Origin of the sequence: Serratia marcescens (assembly GCF_029846115.1) — a bacterium.
Lineage (GTDB): Bacteria > Pseudomonadota > Gammaproteobacteria > Enterobacterales > Enterobacteriaceae > Serratia > Serratia marcescens_L.
This window is the reverse complement of sequence record NZ_JARVZZ010000001.1, coordinates 986,007-1,005,073: the sequence shown is the minus strand read 5'-3', so window position 1 is coordinate 1,005,073 and position 19,067 is coordinate 986,007. Positions and strand designations below refer to the sequence as shown.

Below are 19,067 nucleotides of genomic sequence, written 5' to 3'. Positions count from 1 at the left end.
GAGAAGGAAAAACGCTATGGCGGCATTGCAAGCATTGGCAGGAAAGTTCACTCATCTCACCGTAGGTAAAAAGCTCGGTCTCGGCTTCGCGTTGTTGCTGCTGTTGGCGGTGGTCATCGCCGGCACCGGGGCGCAATATCTGCACATCATCGAATCCCGCGCCGATCGCATCGACTTCAGCAACCGGCTGAACGAGGAGATCAACCAGGCCAAATACAACCGCGCCATGTACGGCCAGACCTACCGGCCGGAGTACATTCAGAACAACCGCGCCAATATTGAGAACGCCGTCAAACTGATAGACCAGGGGCAGGCGCTGGACTGGGACGCCCAAAGCCGCAAGGATCTGCAGCGTCTGGTGACGCTGATCGGGGAATATCAACAGCAGCAAAAAGTCTTTGAGCAGGCGGTCACGGCGAAAGACGCGGTGCGCCAGAGCTGGAACATGTCGGAAGTGCAGGCCAGCCTGAGCCAGGTGGAACGCCAACTGACCAACGGCGATCTGCAGCTGGCCTTTATCCAACTGAACCAGAAGCTGACCCAGGTGCGCTACGGCGCGCGCGGCCTGCTGCTGAGCCTGAACAAGGAAACCGAAGCCCCACTGATGGCGGCCATCGACGACGCCCGCGACGCGGCCAACGCGCTGAGCCGCCGGGTCAGCGACGCGCAGCGCCCGCAGCTGCAGCCGCTGCTGGCCGCCCTGGACGATTACAAAAACCGCATCGCGGCTTACCTGCCGGCCTATGAGCACGAGCAGCAGATCAGCCGGCAGCTCGGCGAACGCGCGCAAGCGATCGGCATGCTGGTCAACGCCTTTATGCAGGACGAGCTGGTGCAGACGCGCAACAACATCAATCTGGCGCAGCTGCAAATGGGCATCACCACCCTGATCGCCATCATCGCCGGGGTGCTTATCGCCTGGCGCATCACGCTGCAGATCACCCGTCCGCTGCACAGCACCCTGGCGATGGCGGAGCGCATCGCCGGCGGCGACCTGCGCCAGGCGCAGACCAGCACCCGCCGCGACGAGCTGGGGCAGTTGCTGAACGCGGTGGCGGCGATGAGCCAAAACCTGCGCACCATGATTGAGAAGATCCAGATGGGGGTCAGCCAGGTTTCTACCGCCTCTGCGGAAATCGCCGCCGGCAACACCGATCTCTCTTCCCGCACCGAGCAGCAGGCGGCGGCGGTCGAGGAAACCGCTGCCAGCATGGAACAGCTGACCGCCACGGTGAAACAGAACGCCGACAACGCCCACCACGCCAATCAGCTGGCCACCGACGCCTCGCAGACCGCGCAACAGGGCGGCAAGCTGGTGGAGAACGTGGTCAGCACCATGCGCGATATCTCCAGCAGCTCGCAGCGTATCGCCGAAATTACCACCCTGATCAACGGCATTGCCTTCCAGACCAATATCCTGGCGCTCAACGCCGCGGTAGAGGCGGCGCGCGCCGGCGAACAGGGCCGCGGCTTCTCGGTGGTCGCCAGCGAAGTGCGCAGCCTGGCGAGCCGCAGCGCCCAGGCGGCCAAGGAGATCGAAGGGCTGATCGCCGAATCGGTCAGCCGGGTGAAAACCGGCACCGAACTGGTGGAAAGCACCGGCAACACCATGGAACAGATCGTCCGTTCGGTCACCCACGTGCGCGACATCATGGCCGAGATCGCCGCCGCCTCCGATGAACAGACACGCGGCATCGCCCAGATTGGCCAGGCAATCGTCGAGATGGACCACACCACCCAGCAGAACGCCGCGCTGGTGGAAGAGTCCGCCGCCGCCGCCGATTCGCTGGAAGAACAGGCCGACATGCTGCTGCAGAGCGTCTCGGTGTTCCGTTTGGCGGAGCAGACCGAACCCGCCGCCGTGAAAGCCGCCGCGGTGAAAGCCCCTGCCGTAAAACCCGCGACCGCCAACGCCGCAGCGGAAGAGAACTGGACCACCTTCTGACGCCCCGCCGCCCGCCCGAGGATTTTCGGGCGGGTTGTTATGTCCCCCCGGCACAACTCAGGCTATGCTGAGCCTTCGACGCGAGACACGGAGGCGCACATGCATCACCCAGACGTTTACATCGGCAATATTCAACCCTACGAAGGCGGGCGCCCCAGCGCCATCGCCAAACGCCAGGTGGATGGCGCCATCCGGCTCACGCCGCTCGGCCTGGAAGGCGACGAACAGGCGGAAAAAAGCTACCACGGCGGGCCGGACCGCGCGCTGTGCCACTACCCGCGCGAGCATTACGCCCACTGGCGCGAGCAGTTTCCGGCGCAGGCAGAGCAGTTTTGCGCCCCGGCCTTTGGCGAGAATATCTCCACCGAAGGGCTGACCGAACACAATGTGTTTATGGGCGACATCTTCCGCTGGGGCGAAGCGCTGATCCAGGTCACTCAGCCGCGCTCGCCGTGCTTCAAGCTCAACTATCACTTCGCCATCGAGGACATTTCGGTGCTGATGCAGCAAAGCGGCCGCTGCGGCTGGCTGTATCGGGTGGTGTCGCCGGGCGCGGTCAGCGGCGATCGTCCGCTGGAGCTGGCGGCGCGCAACAGCGACGTGTCGGTCGCCGAAGCCATCGCCATCGCCTGGCACATGCCGTTCGACGCGGAACAGTATCGCCGCCTGTTGGCGGTGGCCGGCCTCTCCGCCAGCTGGAGCAAGACCATGCTCACGCGGCTTACCGAAGGGCGCCTCGAGGACTTCAACCGCCGCCTGCTCGGCCGTTGAAATCGCGGGCGGAAAAGATGAAAAACGTGCGCCGAATGCCGCGTTAACCCTATTCTTCCGCCTATACTGTAGCCGCGTGTTTTTCAGCCAGGAGCCAGGTATATGACCACCCCGACCCATTCGATTCATCACGCCGCCGCCGAAGGCTATCAGGCCAATGCCGATCGCTATGTGAAGGGCCGGCCGGATTACCCGCCGGAAATCGCCGCCTGGCTGCGTGAGACTATCGGCCTGCACCCCGGCATGACGGTCATCGATCTCGGCGCCGGCACCGGCAAGTTCACCCCGCGCCTGCTGGAAACCGGCGCGCAGGTGATCGCCGTCGAACCGGTGCCGCAAATGCTGGAAAAACTGTCGGCGGCGCTGCCACAGGTGAAAACGCTGGCGGGCACCGCCGAGGCGATCCCGTTGCCGGACGAGTCGGTCGATGCGGTGGTGTGCGCCCAATCCTTCCACTGGTTCGCCACGCCGCAGGCGCTGGCGGAAATCCAGCGCATCCTCAAGCCCGGCGGCAAACTCGGTCTGGTGTGGAACATGCGCGATGCGCGCGTCGGCTGGGTGCGTAAACTGAATCAGATCGTCGATCGCCACGAAGGCGATGCGCCGCGTTTCTATACCGGCGAATGGCGCAAGTTCTTCCCGTTCAAAGGATTTGAACCGCTGCAGGAGCAGGTGTTTATGCTGGGTCACCGCGGCGCGGTGGAGGACGTGATCTACAACCGGGTGCGTTCAACCAGTTTTATCGCCGCGCTGCCGCAGCCGCAACAAGAGCAGGTTATCGAGCGGTTGCGCCAGCTGGTGGAGGAAGAAGAGGAACTGCGGGGCCAGGACACGGTCACCGTGCCCTATCAGACCAAGGCGTATTTCACCACCAAGGTCTGACGCCCGGGGGTTCAGAACGCTTTCTTGGCGTAACCGGTGACCGCTTTCAGGCCCATCTCGCGGCCCAGCGCGGTCATCGGGTGCACAACGATCAGCCCGCGCGCGCTTTTCTTCAGCGCGCCCATATCGGCCTGCTCTTTCTTGGTGATCTCGCGGCTGAACGGCAGTTTGCTCAGCTTCTGCGCTTCGGCGCTCAGCTTCTCGCCACGCACGTCTTTCAGGCGCTCGATCTCCGTCGCCAGTTTCTCTTTTTCTTTGGTGTGCTGCGCGATCAACTCAGGATTGCCCTGTTGGATCACGGTCGCATCTTTGTGGTTCAAGGCGTCCAGCAGGTCGCTCAGGCGCTTGATCTCTGCCTTTTCTTTCTCTTTCATGGTCTCTGGCCCGTTGTGCCCAAAATGGCACGCTAATCAATGATACCGGCATTGTAGCAAAAGGCGCGCGCCGTTACCCGTCCTGCGCAATACCGGGCGGCAGGCCGCTCATCTCGCAGGCCCTGGCGCCGAGCCGGGCCAGCGCCTGGGTGTAGCGTGCGTTGAACGGGTAGCAGCAGGAGAGCCGCAGCGCATTGCGGTAACGCCCGCTGGGGGAATACAGGGTGCCCGGCGTCAAACAGATCTGCTCCTCCAGCAGCTGATGGAACAGCGCCACGCTGTCCACGCCGGGGGGGAATTCGACCCAAAACACGAACCCGCCCGCCGGCTGCGTGGCCAGCGTGCCGCGCGGAAAATGCCGGGCGATCAGCGCCCGCGCCTCGTCCACCTGCGCCGCATAGCGCTTGCGCAGGTTGCGCAAATGGTGATCGTAGCCGCCGCTCTCCAGGAAGGTCGCCAGCGTTTCCGACAGCAGCTGCGACTCGGACATCGACGACACCGCTTTCAGCTTGCGCAACGCCTCGTGAAAGCGGCCGCCGCAGATCCAGCCGACGCGAAAATCCGGCGCCAGCGTTTTGGTAAAGCTGGAGCAAAACAGCACCCAGCCGTCGCGATCGAACGCCTTCACCGCCGGCGACAACGCGCCGCCGAACTGGATCTCGGCATACAGCCCGTCTTCAATCAACGGCACCTGATGATCGTTCATCAGCCGCGCCAGCCGCTTTTTCGCCGCCAGCGGCATGGTGCAGCCCAGCGGGTTTTGCACCGTCGGCATGGCGATCACCGCGTTCAGCCGTTTCTCGTTCAATAGCAACTCGAGCGCGTCCAGTGACAGCCCCAGCTGCGGGTCGGTGGGAATTTCCAGCGCTTTCAGCCCCAGGCTGGCCAGCAGCGGCAGCAGGTAGAAGTAGGTCGGTGACTCCAGCCCGACGCAGTCGCCCGGTTTGGTGGTGACGCGCAGCGCCAGCTGCAGCGCTTCCATGCAGCCGTGGGTCAACACCACGTCGCCCGGCTCCAGCAGCATGCCCAGCGTCATCGAGCGGCGGGCGATCTGCTGACGCAGCCGAAGGCTGCCGGGCGGCAACGGATACTGCCCGATCAGATCCGGCTGACGGCGCAGCTGAGAGGACAGCATGCGCCCCAGCTTGCCGCCGGGATAAAAATCGCTGGTCTGCGGGCAGGCCAGCGCAATGTTGGTGAAAGCCGGGTTTTGCTGGGCGGCAAACACGGTGTCGATCAGCGCCAGCACATCGTCCGCCGGCGGTTCGATGCGCCCGCTGGGCGCCGAGGCCATCTTCAGCGCCGGCAGCGTGCTGCGAACGTAAAACCCCGACTGCGGCCGCGCTTCGATCAGCCCGCGATCCTCCAGCGTGCGGTAAGCCGACACCACGGTATTGATGCTGACGCGATGGGTTTGCGCACAGCGCCGCACCGACGGCAAGCGGTCGCCGGGCCGCAGCGTGCCGCGGCGAATGGCCTCGGCCAGCGTATCCGCCAGCTGCAGGTAACGGGTATCCGGGGTTTCATCGAGCAGGGTCACAATTTCTCTCCAGGCAATGGGTACAGTTCACATTTTTCGAAACTGTAACCATGACAATATCCGATTTGTGGTTCTGTCACCATCCCATCGCAGCGATTAAGCTGATCCTCTCGTTATCACCGTCATTTTCAAGGAACCTGCCATGCTGGACTCCGCCTTTGTCAGCTACGTCACCGTCATGTCGATTACCCCCGGCCCCAACAACCTGCTGCTGGCCTCGTCGGGCGTCAACTTCGGCCTGCGCCGCACCCTGCCGATGCTGCTTGGCATCTGCGTCGGCTGTGCGGTGCAGCTGGCGATCATTATTCCGCTGCTGGCGCTGGCGCTGAGCTGGGCCGGTGTTATCCGCCTCCCGCTGGCGGTGATCGGCTGCGCTTATCTGCTGTGGCTGTCGTGGAAACTGTTCCAGGCGGCCTCGCCGGACGCCAAAGAGCAGGCGCGGCCGATGAGCCTGCTCAACGGCGCGCTGTTTCAGGCGGTCAATCCCAAGGCCTGGCTGATGGTGATCAACGTGGCGATCCTGTTCACCCCGCGCGAAGGCGCCACTTTCGTCCATACGCTGTCGGTCATCGCCGGCTTCGCGCTGCTGAACCTGCCGTGCGTGCTGCTGTGGGCGGTGCTGGGCGACCGGTTGCGCAACGCGCTGCGGGTCACCTGGAAGCTGCGCGCCTTCAACGGCGTGATGTCCGGCCTGATGGCCGCCACCGCGCTGTGGTTGTTGTTCGACGAGTGGCGCGCGGCCTTTGCTTAGCCGCGACCGAGAGGAGAGAGTCGGGAAGGTTGTTTGGCGCCGATACCGGCGATCAGATCGGTAATGGACAGCACCATGGTGGAGCGCACCATCTGCTGATAGCGCTGGCGCTGCATGGCGATCAGCGCTTCATCCGCTTCGCCCGGCTGCAGGAAGGTCGGCACCGGCGGCAGCGCGGCCACGCAGTGCAGCTCGCCGAACGGCCCGAGGATTTCGTCGTCGACGAAGCGGTATTCCGAGCCGTCGTGGTTCAGCTCTTCGCGCATCGCCATCAGCAGCTCGGCATCTTCATATTCGTGGCGGGAGATCACCCCCAGCCCGTACATCAGCTTCAGGCGCACCGACAGCTCCCCGAGCGGGCCGCTGCCGGACAATAGCGGTTCGACGGCATATTTCACCGCATAGTCGTCCTTGCGGAATACCTGCACCACCAGCACGTTGAGCGCTTCCGCCAGCAGCTCTACCGCCGCAATCAGGAAGCTGCGCACCGTTTTGCCCGCGTTCAGCTTTTCCAGAACCTGGTTTTCAAATGCCTGTGCTTCTTCCATCGTCGCTTTTCGAAAGGCGTGGGGAGGGCCGTCGATGCCGAACTCGGGTTGCAGGAGCGCAGCAAGCTGCGCTCGGGTGTTCATCATCACGATTCTACTTGTGCATGGCGTTATACACAGCAACGGCCTCTTCTACAACCTCGCTTTCCGCCGGCAGGCCGGAAATTTGCGCCAGCGCGGCTTTCGGCCCGAGCGTGTTCAGCAATTCCGCCAACTCCAGCGCCTGCGGATCCTGTTCGCTGCGGTAGCTCATGGCGGCGGCGATGCCCTGGATCAGGTTGGCGTGCGGCAGGCCGTATTCCAGCGTGCCCAGCAGCGGTTTGATCAGGCGATCGCCGGCGCTCAGTTTGCGCAGCGGCTGGCGCCCTACGCGCTCGACGTCGTCGTGCAGATACGGGTTTTCGAAGCGGCCGAGGATTTTGTTGATGTAGGCGGCGTGCTTGTCGGCGTCGAAGCCGTAGCGCTTGATCAACACCGCGCCGCTCTCTTCCATCGCCCCTTTCACTACGCGGCGGATCGCCGGGTCGAGAATGGCGTCGCGAATGGTTTGCAGCCCGGCCTGTTGGCCGAGGTAGGCGGTGATGGCGTGGCCGGTATTGAGGGTGAACAGCTTGCGCTCGACGAACGCCATCAGGTTATCGGTCAGCTCCATGCCGGCGATCGCCGGAGGCTGGCCTTTGAACTGGGTCTGATCGACGATCCATTCGCTAAAGGTTTCCACCGTCACTTCCAACGGGTCGTTACTGTCCGCCGGCGGCACGATGCGGTCGACCGCCGAATCGACGAAGCCGACGTGCTGCTCAACCCATGCCTGCTCGTCCTGCGGCAGCGCGGCGAACACATGCTGTTTCAGCTGGCTGGTGCCGCGCACCATGTTCTCGCAGGCGATGATGTTCAGCGGCTGCACATTGCCCTGCTGATGACGCAGCACCAGCCCTTTAGCGATCGTGCCGGCGATTTTGGCGAGAATTTGCGGGCCAACGGCGGTGGTCACCAGATCCGCCTCGGCGATCAGCGCCACCGCCGCCTCGCTGCCGCTGTTGACGGCGCTGACGTTGTTGACGCTCTCCACGCGTTCTTGCTCACCCACCACGTGCACCGCGTAGCTTTTACGGCTGTTCAGCAAATCCAGCACCGTTTGATTGACGTCGGCGAAGGTCAGCTCAGCCCCTGCGTCCGCCAGCAGCTTGCCGATAAAACCGCGGCCGATGTTCCCTGCGCCAAAATGTAATACTTTCATAACTCTACCTTCTTAATGTCGAAGGGTGCAGCAAGCTGCACCCTTTAAAATGATTCTGTTATCCGGCTTTTTTGCCGCCGAGCAGGTCCAGCACTTCCTGGACGCTGGTGGTATTCGCCAGCCGCTCAATCACGCTCTCGTCATCCAGCGCATTGGTCAGGCTGGTGATCACCTGAATATGCTCGTTGTTGCGTGCGGCGATGCCGATCACCAGGCGGGCCACTTCATCCTCTTCCTCGCCGAAGCGCACGCCCTGCGGGTACTGGCAGAACACCACGCCGGTGCGCAGCACCCGGTCTTTGGCCTCGATGGTGCCGTGCGGCACGGCGATAGACTCGCCCAGGTAGGTGGAGGTGAGTTTCTCGCGCTCCAGCATCGCCGGCACGTATTCCGCCTCGACGTAGCCGCCTTTCACCAGCTGCTCGCCGGCGAAGCGGATCGCCTGCTCTTTGTCGCTGGCCTGCAGGTTGAGGAACACGTTGCTCTCACTCAGCTTGAACAGGTTAGGCTCACCGGCTTCGAAACTGTCGTCCAGCGCGCCCAGCACCTTCTGTTGGTTGTCGCTGGTTTTGTTGGCCGCCAGCAAACGGTCGACCAGATCGCTGTACAGCTTGCTGTCGAGGAAGTTGGTCAGCGAGATGTGCTGGGCCTGCGGCGCGTGGCGCATCGCGCGCTCGGTCAGATCGCGGTGGGTGATCACCAGATCTACGTCGTCCGGTAGGCTGTTGATGGCGCTGTTGGTCACCGAGATGTTCTTCAGCCCGGCGTCGGCCACTTTCTTGCGCAGCACCCCGGCGCCCATGGCGCTGGAGCCCATGCCCGCGTCACAGGCGACGATGATTTTGCGCACGGTGCTCAGATCGCCATCGACCGATGCCGGCGCCGCTGCGCCGCCTTTGGACTGCGATTTCATCTCTTGCATGCGACGGGTTGCGGCTTCCAGATCGTCATCCTCTTTCACCTTGGAGGTTTTCAGCAGGAAAGCGGACACCACGAAGGAGACGGCAAAGGCTGCGCACACCGCCGCAATGTTGGCGAAGTAGGCGCCTTTCGGCGTCATCGCCAGCACCGCCAGGATCGAACCCGGAGAAGCCGGAGAAACCAGGCCGCCGTTCAGCATCGTCAGGGTGAAGACGCCGGTCATGCCGCCCAGGATCACCGCCAGCAGCAGGCGTGGATTCATCAGCACGTAAGGGAAGTAGATTTCGTGGATGCCGCCCAGGAAGTGAATGATTGCCGCACCGCCGGCGGATTGCTTGGCGCTGCCGCGGCCGAAGAACATGTAGGCCATCAGCACGCCCATGCCCGGGCCTGGGTTGGCTTCGATCAGGAAGAACACCGACTTGCCGGCTTCCGTGGCCTGCTGGATACCCAGCGGCGAGAAGATGCCGTGGTTGATGGCGTTGTTCAGGAACAGGATTTTCGCCGGTTCAACGAAAATAGACGCCAGTGGCAACAGGTTGTTCTTCACCATCACGTGCACGCCCGCCGCCAGCAGCTTGGAGAGCACCTCCACCAGCGGCCCGATGCCGAGGAAGGCCAGGATCGCCAGCAGCATGCCGATGATGCCGGCGGAGAAGTTGTTCACCAGCATTTCAAAGCCGCTTTTGATCTTGCCGTCCACCCAGCGGTCGAAATGCTTGATAGCCCAGCCGCCCAACGGGCCGGCGATCATCGAGCCGAGGAACATCGGCATGTCGGCGCCGACGATGACGCCCATGGTGGTGATGGCGCCGACCACGCCGCCGCGCTCGCCGCCCACCAGCCGCCCGCCGGTATAACCGATCAGCAGCGGCAGCAGGTAGGTGATCATCGGGCCGACCAGCTTGGCTAAGGTTTCATTCGGCAGCCAGCCGGTTGGAATGAATAGCGCGGTGATAATCCCCCAGGCGATAAAGGCGCCGATGTTGGGCATCACCATGTTGCTCAGGAAGCGGCCAAAGTTTTGCACTTTAACCTTGATGTCTGGTGAAAACATAAAACACACCCCTATTGTTACGCGCTGACAATAGAGCGCGTGATTATTGTTGTGACGATCCAGCCGTGTTGCCGCTGTATGCGAAACGGACTCTATCACGCTGTTTTTGTCACGCGAACTTCACGAATTTTTTGTGATACAAATCACACACAACACCCCAACAAACCACCCTTTATAGTGATTAAGATCACATTTATGGCGTGTAAAAAAAGCACAGTGAGAAAAAAACCGCCTCAAAACCCACGATAACGTGACAAAAATCACACTTTTAACTTGGTGGTTTGTTTTTAAATTGTGATAAACATCACAATTTATTTTTGGCTGCAGCGCCCGATCGCGGCGCTCTGTTTGATCTTCCCTGTGAGCACTCATCCCGCCGGGAACTAGCGAAGTGATGAATGAAAGAAAACTACATTGACGAATGAATGGATTAATTGAAGTGTAGTACAGAAGCCTGAGCAATAAACCAGCAAGCTATTGGAAACGCTGAGGGGAAATAAAACAGGCCGGCAATGCCGGCCTGCTGCGTGCGTGGAGGCGTTATTGCGTCACGCTTTGAATGGTTTTCTGCGCGTTTACCAGGTTCTGCTGTTTGGCCACCAGATTCGACATCATGGTGTTGTACTGCGCCACCTGCTGCGCGGTGCGGAACTGCACGCCGTTGTTGTTGAAGCTGACCTGATTGCCCTGGCTCTGCAGGAAATCGCCGACCTGCACCAGATCCTGCACGAAGCTGGCAGTGGTCGGGATCGCCGGCATCAAGGCGTTGGCCGGTGCGGTAACGATCTTGTCGTAGGCCTGGTTGTACACCGCTTTCAGATCGTCGGGCTGCTTCAGCGCCGCGTGGGCAGTATCCGCCTGCGATTTGGCGGACTGGATCTGCTGGCCCAGCAGGTTCAACGCCCCAACCGATTGCTGCAGCGCGTCGCGTTTGTTCAGGTAGTCCTGCGCGGTGCGGATCTGATTAATCTGATCCAGCGCCGGGGTCAGGCTGGCGCCGACCGATTTGGACAGCTGCTGAGAAAAACCGACCAAAATCGCGTAGTCACCGGCATAGTTGCCGAACTTCTGCTTCTGATCTTCGCTCAGCGTGGGGATGTTCGCCCCGCTGCGCATCACGGTATTCTGTAAGTAATCGATAAATGCTTTGCGCTGTTCCGGCTCTTTATCGCCGCAGGCGGTCAATTGCATGACCACCAACAATGCCAATACCGGTGCCAACCAACGCGCGAAACCTCTGCTCTGGATCCCTACCGCCATGTGACATAACTCCTGTTATAAACCTGCTTTTTCATTGGACTCCGCCCCTTTTTCCGCACTCCGTGCGCCTATAAGAATAGATCAACTGGCGGCGTTCCGATACGCGATTCCGCTTGCGATGAGCATTGCCCCGGCCGGATGCGGTTGAAAATCGTGCGCAAAACGCACTGAGGTTCATTGCCGTCGGCGACCGGACGCTTCAATTTCCCCAAGTCGCCCCCCAAGTCGCCCCCCAAGTCGCCAGGCGACCTTGCCTTCGCACCCAGGAAACGGAAATAAAAAAAGGCGCCCGCAGGCGCCTTTTCACAGCGGTTAATCGCTTACTGCAGCACGGAGATATCCGCCACCTGCAGGAACAGTTCGCGCAGCTTGCTCAGCAGCGTCAGACGGTTCACGCGCACTTCCGCATCGTCCGCCATCACCATTACGTTATCGAAGAACGCATCCACCGGCTCGCGCAGCGCAGCCAGCTCCACCAGCGCTTCCTGGTAGTTGCCCGCCGCGAAGTACGGCTGCAGCTTGTCGCGTAGCACCACCAGGTGAGTCGCCAGCTGAATTTCCGCTGCGTCCTTCAGCACCGAGGCACGCACGCTGTCGTTCAGCGTTTCGGTAGACTTCGCCAGAATGTTGGAAACGCGTTTGTTGGCCGCAGCCAACGCCGCCGCCTCGTCCAGCGTGCGGAAGTGAGACACCGCCTTGACGCGCGCGTCGAAGTCGGCCGGCTTGGTCGGACGGCGCGCCAGCACCGCCTGAATGGTATCGACCGCGTGGCCTTCTTCCTGGTACCAGGCGCGGAAGCGGCCCAGCATGAATTCCACCACCTCGTCGACCACCTTGGCGTTGGTCAGCTTGCTGCCGTACAGGCGCACGGCCTCTTCGGTCAGGGTCTGCAGATCCAGCGGCAGGTTTTTCTCGACGATGATGCGCAGCACGCCCAACGCGGCGCGGCGCAGCGCGAACGGGTCTTTATCGCCTTTCGGATGCTGCCCAATGCCGAAGATGCCGGCCAGGGTGTCCATCTTGTCGGCAATCGCCAGGGAACAGGCCACCAGCGACTGCGGCAGCGCATCGCCGGCGTAGCGCGGCTGATACTGCTCGTTCAGCGCAACGGCGACGTCTTCCGCCTCACCGTCGTGGCGCGCGTAGTGCATGCCCATCACGCCCTGGGTGTCGGTGAATTCGAACACCATGTTGGTCATCAGGTCGCACTTCGACAGCAGGCCCGCGCGGGTGGCGTGGTTGACGTCGGCGCCGATCTGGCCGGCAACCCAGCCCGCCAGCGCCTGAATACGATCGGTCTTGTCGCGCAGGGTGCCCAGCTGCTGTTGGAACAGCACGGTTTCCAGGCGCGGCAGATTGTCTTCCAGGCGTTTCTTGCGGTCGGTGTTGAAGAAGAACTCGGCGTCAGCCAGACGTGGGCGCACCACCTTCTCATTACCGGAGATGATCTGCTGCGGGTCTTTCGACTCGATGTTGGCCACGAAGATAAAGTTCGGCAGCAGTTTGCCCGCGGCGTCGTACACCGGGAAATACTTCTGGTCGCCCTTCATGGTGTACACCAGCGCTTCCGCCGGCACCGCCAGGAATTTCTCTTCGAATTTGGCGGTCAGCACCACCGGCCATTCCACCAGCGAAGCCACTTCTTCCAACAGGCTTTCACTCAGATCGGCCTTGCCGCCAATCTTCTGCGCCGCCAGTTCGGCATCGCGTTTGATAAGGGCCTTACGCGCTTCATAGTCGGCGACTACTTTGCCGCGCTCCAGCAGGATCTGCGGGTATTGGTCGGCGTTGTCGAGGGTGAACTCGGCTTCGCCCATGAAGCGATGGCCGCGCACGGTGCGCGCAGAGTCGATGCCCAGCACGGTGCCCGGGATCAGATCGGCGCCCAGCAGCATCGTGACGGTGTGCACCGGACGCACGAACTGCACGTCGGAGTCGCCCCAACGCATCAGTTTCGGGATCGGCAGTTTAGCCAGCGCGGTGCTGACCATGCCGGCCAGCAGTTGCTGCGCCGACTGGCCTTTGACGTGGGCGCGGTACATCAACCACTCGCCCTTGTCGGTCACCAGGCGTTCAGCCTGATCGACGGTGATGCCGCAGCCGCGCGCCCAGCCTTCGGCCGCTTTGCTCGGTTTGCCTTCGGCGTCGAACGCCTGGGCGATCGCCGGGCCGCGTTTTTCAATTTCGCGATCGGCCTGCGCCGCGCTCAGGTTGGCCACTTTCAGCGCCAGGCGGCGCGGTGCGGCGAACCAGCTCACGTCACCGTGTTCCAGGCCGGCGTTGTCCAGCTCGGCGGTGAAGTTGGCGGCGAAAGATTCCGCCAGGGAACGAAGCGCCTTCGGCGGCAGCTCTTCCGTGCCGATTTCCACCAGGAAAGTCTGTTGAGTCATGGCTGCCTCTTAGTTCTCGTTCTTCTTGTTGCACATCGGGAAGCCCAGCGCTTCGCGGGAAGCGTAGTAGGCCTCGGCAACGGCTTTGGTCAGCGTGCGGATGCGCAGAATGTAGCGTTGACGCTCGGTCACCGAAATCGCCTTGCGCGCATCCAGCAGGTTGAAGGTATGGCCCGCCTTCAGGATGCGTTCGTAAGCCGGCAGCGGCAGCGGTTTTTCCAGCGCCAGCAGCGATTGGGCTTCTTTCTCGTACTGCTCGAAGCAGGAGAACAGGAAGTCGACGTCGGCGTATTCGAAGTTGTAGGTGGACTGCTCCACTTCGTTCTGGTGGAACACGTCGCCGTAGGTGGTAACGCCCAGCGGGCCGTTGCTCCACACCAGATCATATACGCTGTCCACGCCCTGGATGTACATCGCCAGACGCTCCAGACCGTAGGTGATCTCACCGGTTACCGGCTTGCACTCCAGGCCGCCGACCTGCTGGAAGTAGGTGAACTGCGTCACTTCCATGCCGTTCAGCCACACTTCCCAACCCAGGCCCCAGGCGCCGAGCGTCGGGTTTTCCCAGTTGTCTTCCACGAAGCGAATGTCGTGGATGGTCGGATCCAGACCCAGCTCTTTCAACGAGCCCAGGTAGAGTTCTTGAATATTGTCCGGCGATGGCTTAATCACCACCTGGAACTGGTAGTAGTGCTGCAGACGGTTCGGGTTTTCACCGTAGCGGCCGTCGGTCGGGCGACGGGATGGCTGCACATAGGCGGTAGCCATCGGCTCCGGCCCCAGTGCGCGCAGGCACGTCATCGGGTGTGAGGTTCCCGCGCCGACTTCCATGTCCAATGGTTGAACGATGGTGCAGCCCTGGCGCGCCCAATAATCCTGCAGTGTCAGGATCAGGCCCTGGAAGGTCTTGGTATCAAACTTTTGCATGTTGAATTCGCACGCGATACAAGTGGATTTAGATGGAATGCGCCAGTATACCCTTTGACCGTAAGATATACAGCCAGAATCCGGCAACAAGTGCGAATCGGGGCGAGAAGCGCTGAATTTTCACCCTTCAGCCACGGAAACCGCCAGCGACATCAGTGCGGTAAATCCCCGGCACCGCCGCCACCGTCCTCAGAGGGCGAGGCAGACTCGGGTATCGGCTTGCTTGAGAGAGATGCCGCTTCATACCCTGCATGCTTTAACTACCGGCAGCTTAACGCCTCTTCGCCATACAACAGACGTGTTGAAAAACATTCAAATAAGTGAATGGAATGAAAAAAAACATAATTCAGTGTTATATATTTACTTTGTTTTCGCCGATGCCGCACCGGCTGAAATTTACTTGCCATAGTGACTCTGGTAGTATAATGAGAACAAATGACAGCCGCAGCTAAAAAACCATTTAAGTCGCTTAGGAAAAAGATTGAAAATGATAGAGCTCTTTGACGTAGACTATAATTTGCTGCCAGATAACAGATCGAAAGAACTGTTCTCTTTAAGAAAAAAAACGTTTAAAGACCGTTTAGACTGGCTCGTTAATTGTGAAAATAACATGGAGTTTGACGAATACGATAATCGTCACGCCACCTATATTTTCGGCACCTACCAAAATCACGTCATTTGCAGTTTGCGATTTATTGAAACGAAATACCCAAACATGATCAGCGATGGCGTGTTCGACACTTATTTTAACGATATAAAGCTCCCCGATGGAAATTACGTTGAAGCCAGCAGATTATTTATAGATAAGGCGCGCATTCAAGCACTTCAACTCCATCAAGCGCCGATTAGCGCCATGCTTTTTCTGTCGATGATAAATTATGCAAGAAACTGCGGCTACGAAGGCATTTACGCCATTATCAGTCACCCGATGCGCATCATTTTCCAACGTTCCGGTTGGCATATCTCGGTGGTAAAAACCGGATGTTCCGAAAAGAATAAAAATATTTACCTGATCTACATGCCGATAGACGATGCCAACCGAAACAGATTGCTAGCACGCATCAATCAACACGCCACAAAATGGGATAACCCTTTGGATTCATGGCCATTATCCTTCCGTGTCAGCGAGAAGCGGCCGGATGAGTTGCAGCTCCACACCTAACCTGATGGCATGTTTGGCATTGGTGACGCCAAGCTTTTTGACGGCGTTGCCAATGTGATATTTTACAGTGGTGAGTTTTATTCCCAGGATAAGCGCAATTTCTTGGTAGGACTTACCTAAGCTCGCCCAGTAAATAATCTCATTTTCACGCTTGGAGAAAAACTCCCGCTGATTCATCTTTTCAAAGTCAGCAGGCGTGCTCATTTCCTGGTAGAGCGTCGTCATTTTTCCGTGCATGGTGATCAGCAGCATTTGAATTTCGGCCTTATTATTGTCAATCTGCTGTTCAACATCTGCATCGCAATGCTTATCTAGCATAATGGATAACACCACCAGATTATGATGATGATCGTGCAAGACAAAAGTATATCCATTAATAATATTGTAGTTCTTAGCCATATCAAAAATCTTTGGCAACTTTAATCCTGCGCCTATTTCCAAATCTTTATCCCAGGTAAACGGAGTAATTCTATGTGAGGCGGTAATCAAAACAGGATCAATAAACTGATAGTTATTCTTAATATAAAACTCAAACCACTCCGTTCTATTGGAAATGATTGAGAAACTAGCCGGATTTCTTTTATTCATTATAGCATAGGCATATTTTATATTATTGTATTTACTCAGACCACGTTCTAACTCTTCTTTTATAGAGGCATTAATGGTTTCATTATTGAAAAAAAAGTTAGACACTCACCCATCCTCTTCAAGAAATAACAATACTATAAAACGGAGAAGAGTATAACCCGGTTGCGCTGCCAAGTAAATTAATCTGGCAGGCATAATAGGAAGCGTTAATAATGGCCATACGCCTTAAAGAGTAAATTTAAATAATTTCGGAGGGGAAATTAATTTAATCGTAAAATAAGCGCTTCACTGAAGAAGGGCCGATAGAAGGCATGGTACAGCGAATAAACATAAACAAAACAAAGCCATAACAACTCCGCATCATGACATGAATCTGACAAAAAGTGCTCTGTCGAGTTGAGGATGGGGGGATAAGGCAGGCAGGCGAAAACGCCCCTCATCCAAGGATGAAGGGAGAAAGCCATTGACAGTGGAGATTTGGATATACAATAATAACCAAAATTTTCCCTGGTGTTGGCCAAGTGGCTACCTGATCCTTTATAGGATCAGTTTTTTTTTGTGGCGCTATAATTTATCGTTATGCAACAACGATAAGAGCTTTTAGCGACAAATGATAGTTGTACTAAAGTACAGTCTCACTCACAGGCACCGCCTTGCCACCCCGCCTTCCATTAGCCCCATTCTCTGTCCGAGTCGTTCAAAAACGCGCGCTGACGCCGACGTTATACATAAACTGCTCGCCGCTGCTCAGCCCGCCGGTTTGCGAGACGGTGGCGAAGGCCGATACCCTGTCCGTCAACGGCATGTTGGCCCCCAGCGTGACATCCACCCAGTTTTTGTCCTGGCCCGCACTGTCGCGGGTGAACGAGGTTTGCGTCGATTTCAGGCCGCCACCGGCGCGGTAGACGTCGTCGCCGAACTGGTGCTGATAACTCACTTCCGCATAAGGGTTAAACACGCCGAATTGCGTATCCAGCCGCCAGCCCAACGCGCCGATCTGCGAGTGGTAGGTTTGATCGTTGAAGCGCATGGCGGTGCTGTCATCGCCGTCTTCGCTGTAGCCGGAAACGCGGCTGTAATCCCAGGCGAACTGCGCCACCGGCCCGGTAGTCAGGTAAGAAGCGATCGGGAAGTCATAGCCGGCGGTCACGCGTGCGCCCCACTGCTTGCCGGTGGTCGAACCGGTTTCGGTGCGCGTCAGCGGCCCCAGCCGCATGCTGCGGCGGATGTCGTCATAATCCATCGTCGCATAGTGTAGATCGGCGTTAACCCAGCCATGCTCGAATAGCGCCAGTGAACTGAAAGCCGACAGCAGCAGCCCGCGCGCCTTGTAATCAAAGCGGCTGGAAGGATGCTGATCGTCGTTGGAACCGGCGATCAACGCGCCGATCAGCCAGCCGTCGGTCAACTGATAGTCCACGCCGACGGTCAGGTTGTGGGTAGTGGCGTTGCCGTCCCCCGCTGCCCGGTTATCGGCATAGTCGTAGTGCTGGCCGGCATAACCGCCGAACACGCCCAGCGAGCCCTGCGGGTTGTCGCCGTGGCGCAGCTGCTGGAAGCGGCTGTCGAGCGTGGCGCGGCTGTCGCGCGCCATCGCCGCCGTCGCCTGATTCAGCGCCACCACCTGCGCCGGGCCATCCAACACCGCCTGGATATAATCCGCAATCAGCAGGTGCGCCTGCGGGCTCGGGTGGAAGTGATCGGAGAACAGATAGGACTGGCTGGCGTCGAAGCCGGGCATATCGGAGCGGCAGACCGCCGAGGAAATGCCCGGCGGGCAAGCCATGCCGGCGGTGTTGGCGAAGCCGAACTGCGCCGGATTGGCGATCGCTTCGGCGAACAGCTTGTTGACGTCCACCCGCACGATATTACCGCCGCCCTGCGCCAACAAACGGTCTTCACTTTGATTATAGAAATCGGTCAACTGGGCGGCCTGCGCGCTCAGGCTGTCATACGCCGCGATAAGCTGCGTGGCGATCGCCTGCTGCACCTGAGGAATGGCGCTGCCCTGCTTCGCCGCAGCGGCCAATGCCGCATGGATCGCCTGCGTGCGTGAAGCGTTGTCCGGTGTCGCCACCGAATTAAGCGTGGCATACGCCGCCTGAATCGCCGCCCCCTGCACCGGTGACAGCGCCTGTTGAATGATCAATTCCATCAGCTGCGGCGTGGAACCGATATTCGGTACCGTCGGCACGATCACCGTGCCGGCGCCGGCGTTCAGCAGCGAATGCACCTGCGCGGCAGCCGCGGCGGCGCTGTTATAGGCCACGCCGGGCGCGGTAGCGGCATTCAGTGCCGCCGCCGCCAGATCGTTGCCGCCGATCCAATGAATATACAAACCGTCGCCGTCGGCCTGGCCGTTGACCCGGTTCAGGTAACTCTGCACCTGGTCCTGGGTGTTGTCGGCCGGGTTCAGGCCCGGCACCGCCACGGCGCCGCCGGCGGCATAGTTCTCACCGCCGTTGTCCGAAGCCACCAGCGCCGCCCCGATGCGTTGCGCCAACGCTTCGTCGTACAGCAGGTGCTGGCTGCCGTCATAGGTGAACCGGCCGTTGTTGCCGGTATCGCTCAGGCTGTCGCCAAAGACGTAGAGTTGATCGTACGCCTGAGCCGGAAGGGTCACACTGCAAAGCAACGCCACTGCAAGCGCCGCCGGGCGGGGCATGCACGTTATTTTTAGAGGCATGAATCGACTCCTGAGAGCCTGCAAA

General features: G+C 59.6%; 15 protein-coding genes. 5 read left to right on the top strand and 10 right to left on the bottom strand.

Annotated features, from left to right (window positions below; translation table 11 throughout):
- The first annotated feature begins 16 nt into the window (after window positions 1-16).
- The 3 genes from QDT79_RS04650 (at window position 17) to QDT79_RS04640 (ending at window position 3,598) form a co-directional block, all read left to right on the top strand.
- On the top strand, window positions 17-1,945 hold the full coding sequence (locus tag QDT79_RS04650; protein ID WP_308316234.1) for a methyl-accepting chemotaxis protein: 1,929 nt from the start codon (window positions 17-19) through the stop codon (window positions 1,943-1,945).
- 99 nt (window positions 1,946-2,044) lie between these two features.
- The gene (yiiM, locus tag QDT79_RS04645) at window positions 2,045-2,716 is read left to right on the top strand and encodes a 6-hydroxyaminopurine reductase (RefSeq protein ID WP_308316233.1); all 672 of its coding nucleotides are present in this window, start codon (window positions 2,045-2,047) and stop codon (window positions 2,714-2,716) included.
- A gap of 102 nt (window positions 2,717-2,818) precedes the next feature.
- Window positions 2,819-3,598 (top strand): class I SAM-dependent methyltransferase, encoded by a 780-nt coding sequence (locus tag QDT79_RS04640; RefSeq protein ID WP_063989148.1) that lies wholly within the window; start codon window positions 2,819-2,821, stop codon window positions 3,596-3,598.
- An 11-nt stretch (window positions 3,599-3,609) separates the two neighbouring features.
- Here QDT79_RS04640 and QDT79_RS04635 read toward each other — a convergent pair whose 3' ends face one another.
- Complete coding sequence (locus QDT79_RS04635) at window positions 3,610-3,972, bottom strand: YibL family ribosome-associated protein (protein ID WP_025304785.1); 363 nt, start codon at window positions 3,970-3,972, stop codon at window positions 3,610-3,612.
- 73 nt (window positions 3,973-4,045) lie between these two features.
- Window positions 4,046-5,512, bottom strand: coding sequence for an aminotransferase-like domain-containing protein (locus QDT79_RS04630; protein ID WP_038875970.1), 1,467 nt, complete (start codon window positions 5,510-5,512; stop codon window positions 4,046-4,048).
- Between the two features lie 142 nt (window positions 5,513-5,654).
- Here QDT79_RS04630 and QDT79_RS04625 point away from each other — a divergent pair, with 142 nt between their 5' ends.
- Window positions 5,655-6,263 (top strand): LysE family translocator, encoded by a 609-nt coding sequence (locus QDT79_RS04625; protein ID WP_063989150.1) that lies wholly within the window; start codon window positions 5,655-5,657, stop codon window positions 6,261-6,263.
- Here the strand turns inward: QDT79_RS04625 and QDT79_RS04620 are convergent.
- The 6 genes from QDT79_RS04620 to glyQ form a co-directional block, all read right to left on the bottom strand.
- Window positions 6,260-6,811 (bottom strand): MltR family transcriptional regulator, encoded by a 552-nt coding sequence (locus QDT79_RS04620; protein WP_016929575.1) that lies wholly within the window; start codon window positions 6,809-6,811, stop codon window positions 6,260-6,262. The two genes, QDT79_RS04625 and QDT79_RS04620, sit on opposite strands and share 4 nt — an antisense overlap.
- Window positions 6,812-6,905: 94 nt before the next feature.
- Window positions 6,906-8,051 carry a mannitol-1-phosphate 5-dehydrogenase gene (locus tag QDT79_RS04615; RefSeq protein ID WP_308316232.1) on the bottom strand — a complete coding sequence of 382 codons (1,146 nt, stop codon included), beginning with the start codon at window positions 8,049-8,051 and terminating at the stop codon, window positions 6,906-6,908.
- 58 nt (window positions 8,052-8,109) lie between these two features.
- A complete protein-coding gene (locus QDT79_RS04610; RefSeq protein ID WP_063989152.1) occupies window positions 8,110-10,029 on the bottom strand; it encodes a PTS mannitol transporter subunit IICBA in 1,920 nt (639 codons plus the stop codon).
- A gap of 540 nt (window positions 10,030-10,569) precedes the next feature.
- Window positions 10,570-11,289, bottom strand: a complete 720-nt coding sequence (locus QDT79_RS04605) for a DUF3053 domain-containing protein (RefSeq protein WP_107227528.1) — start codon at window positions 11,287-11,289, stop codon at window positions 10,570-10,572.
- Window positions 11,290-11,609: 320 nt separating this feature from the next.
- Entirely contained in the window at window positions 11,610-13,679 is a 2,070-nt protein-coding gene (gene glyS, locus QDT79_RS04600) for a glycine--tRNA ligase subunit beta (protein ID WP_308316231.1), read from the bottom strand.
- A 9-nt stretch (window positions 13,680-13,688) separates the two neighbouring features.
- Window positions 13,689-14,606, bottom strand: a complete 918-nt coding sequence (glyQ, locus tag QDT79_RS04595; protein ID WP_043140757.1) for a glycine--tRNA ligase subunit alpha — start codon at window positions 14,604-14,606, stop codon at window positions 13,689-13,691.
- Window positions 14,607-15,093: 487 nt separating this feature from the next.
- Between glyQ and QDT79_RS04590 the strand changes: the two genes are divergently transcribed.
- On the top strand, window positions 15,094-15,768 hold the full coding sequence (locus QDT79_RS04590) for an acyl-homoserine-lactone synthase (protein WP_063989155.1): 675 nt from the start codon (window positions 15,094-15,096) through the stop codon (window positions 15,766-15,768).
- Here QDT79_RS04590 and QDT79_RS04585 read toward each other — a convergent pair.
- The gene (locus tag QDT79_RS04585) at window positions 15,715-16,461 is read right to left on the bottom strand and encodes a helix-turn-helix transcriptional regulator (RefSeq protein ID WP_063989156.1); all 747 of its coding nucleotides are present in this window, start codon (window positions 16,459-16,461) and stop codon (window positions 15,715-15,717) included. The two genes, QDT79_RS04590 and QDT79_RS04585, sit on opposite strands and share 54 nt — an antisense overlap.
- Window positions 16,462-17,053: 592 nt before the next feature.
- Window positions 17,054-19,042 (bottom strand): autotransporter outer membrane beta-barrel domain-containing protein, encoded by a 1,989-nt coding sequence (locus tag QDT79_RS04580; RefSeq protein ID WP_063989157.1) that lies wholly within the window; start codon window positions 19,040-19,042, stop codon window positions 17,054-17,056.
- Window positions 19,043-19,067 lie beyond the last annotated feature (25 nt).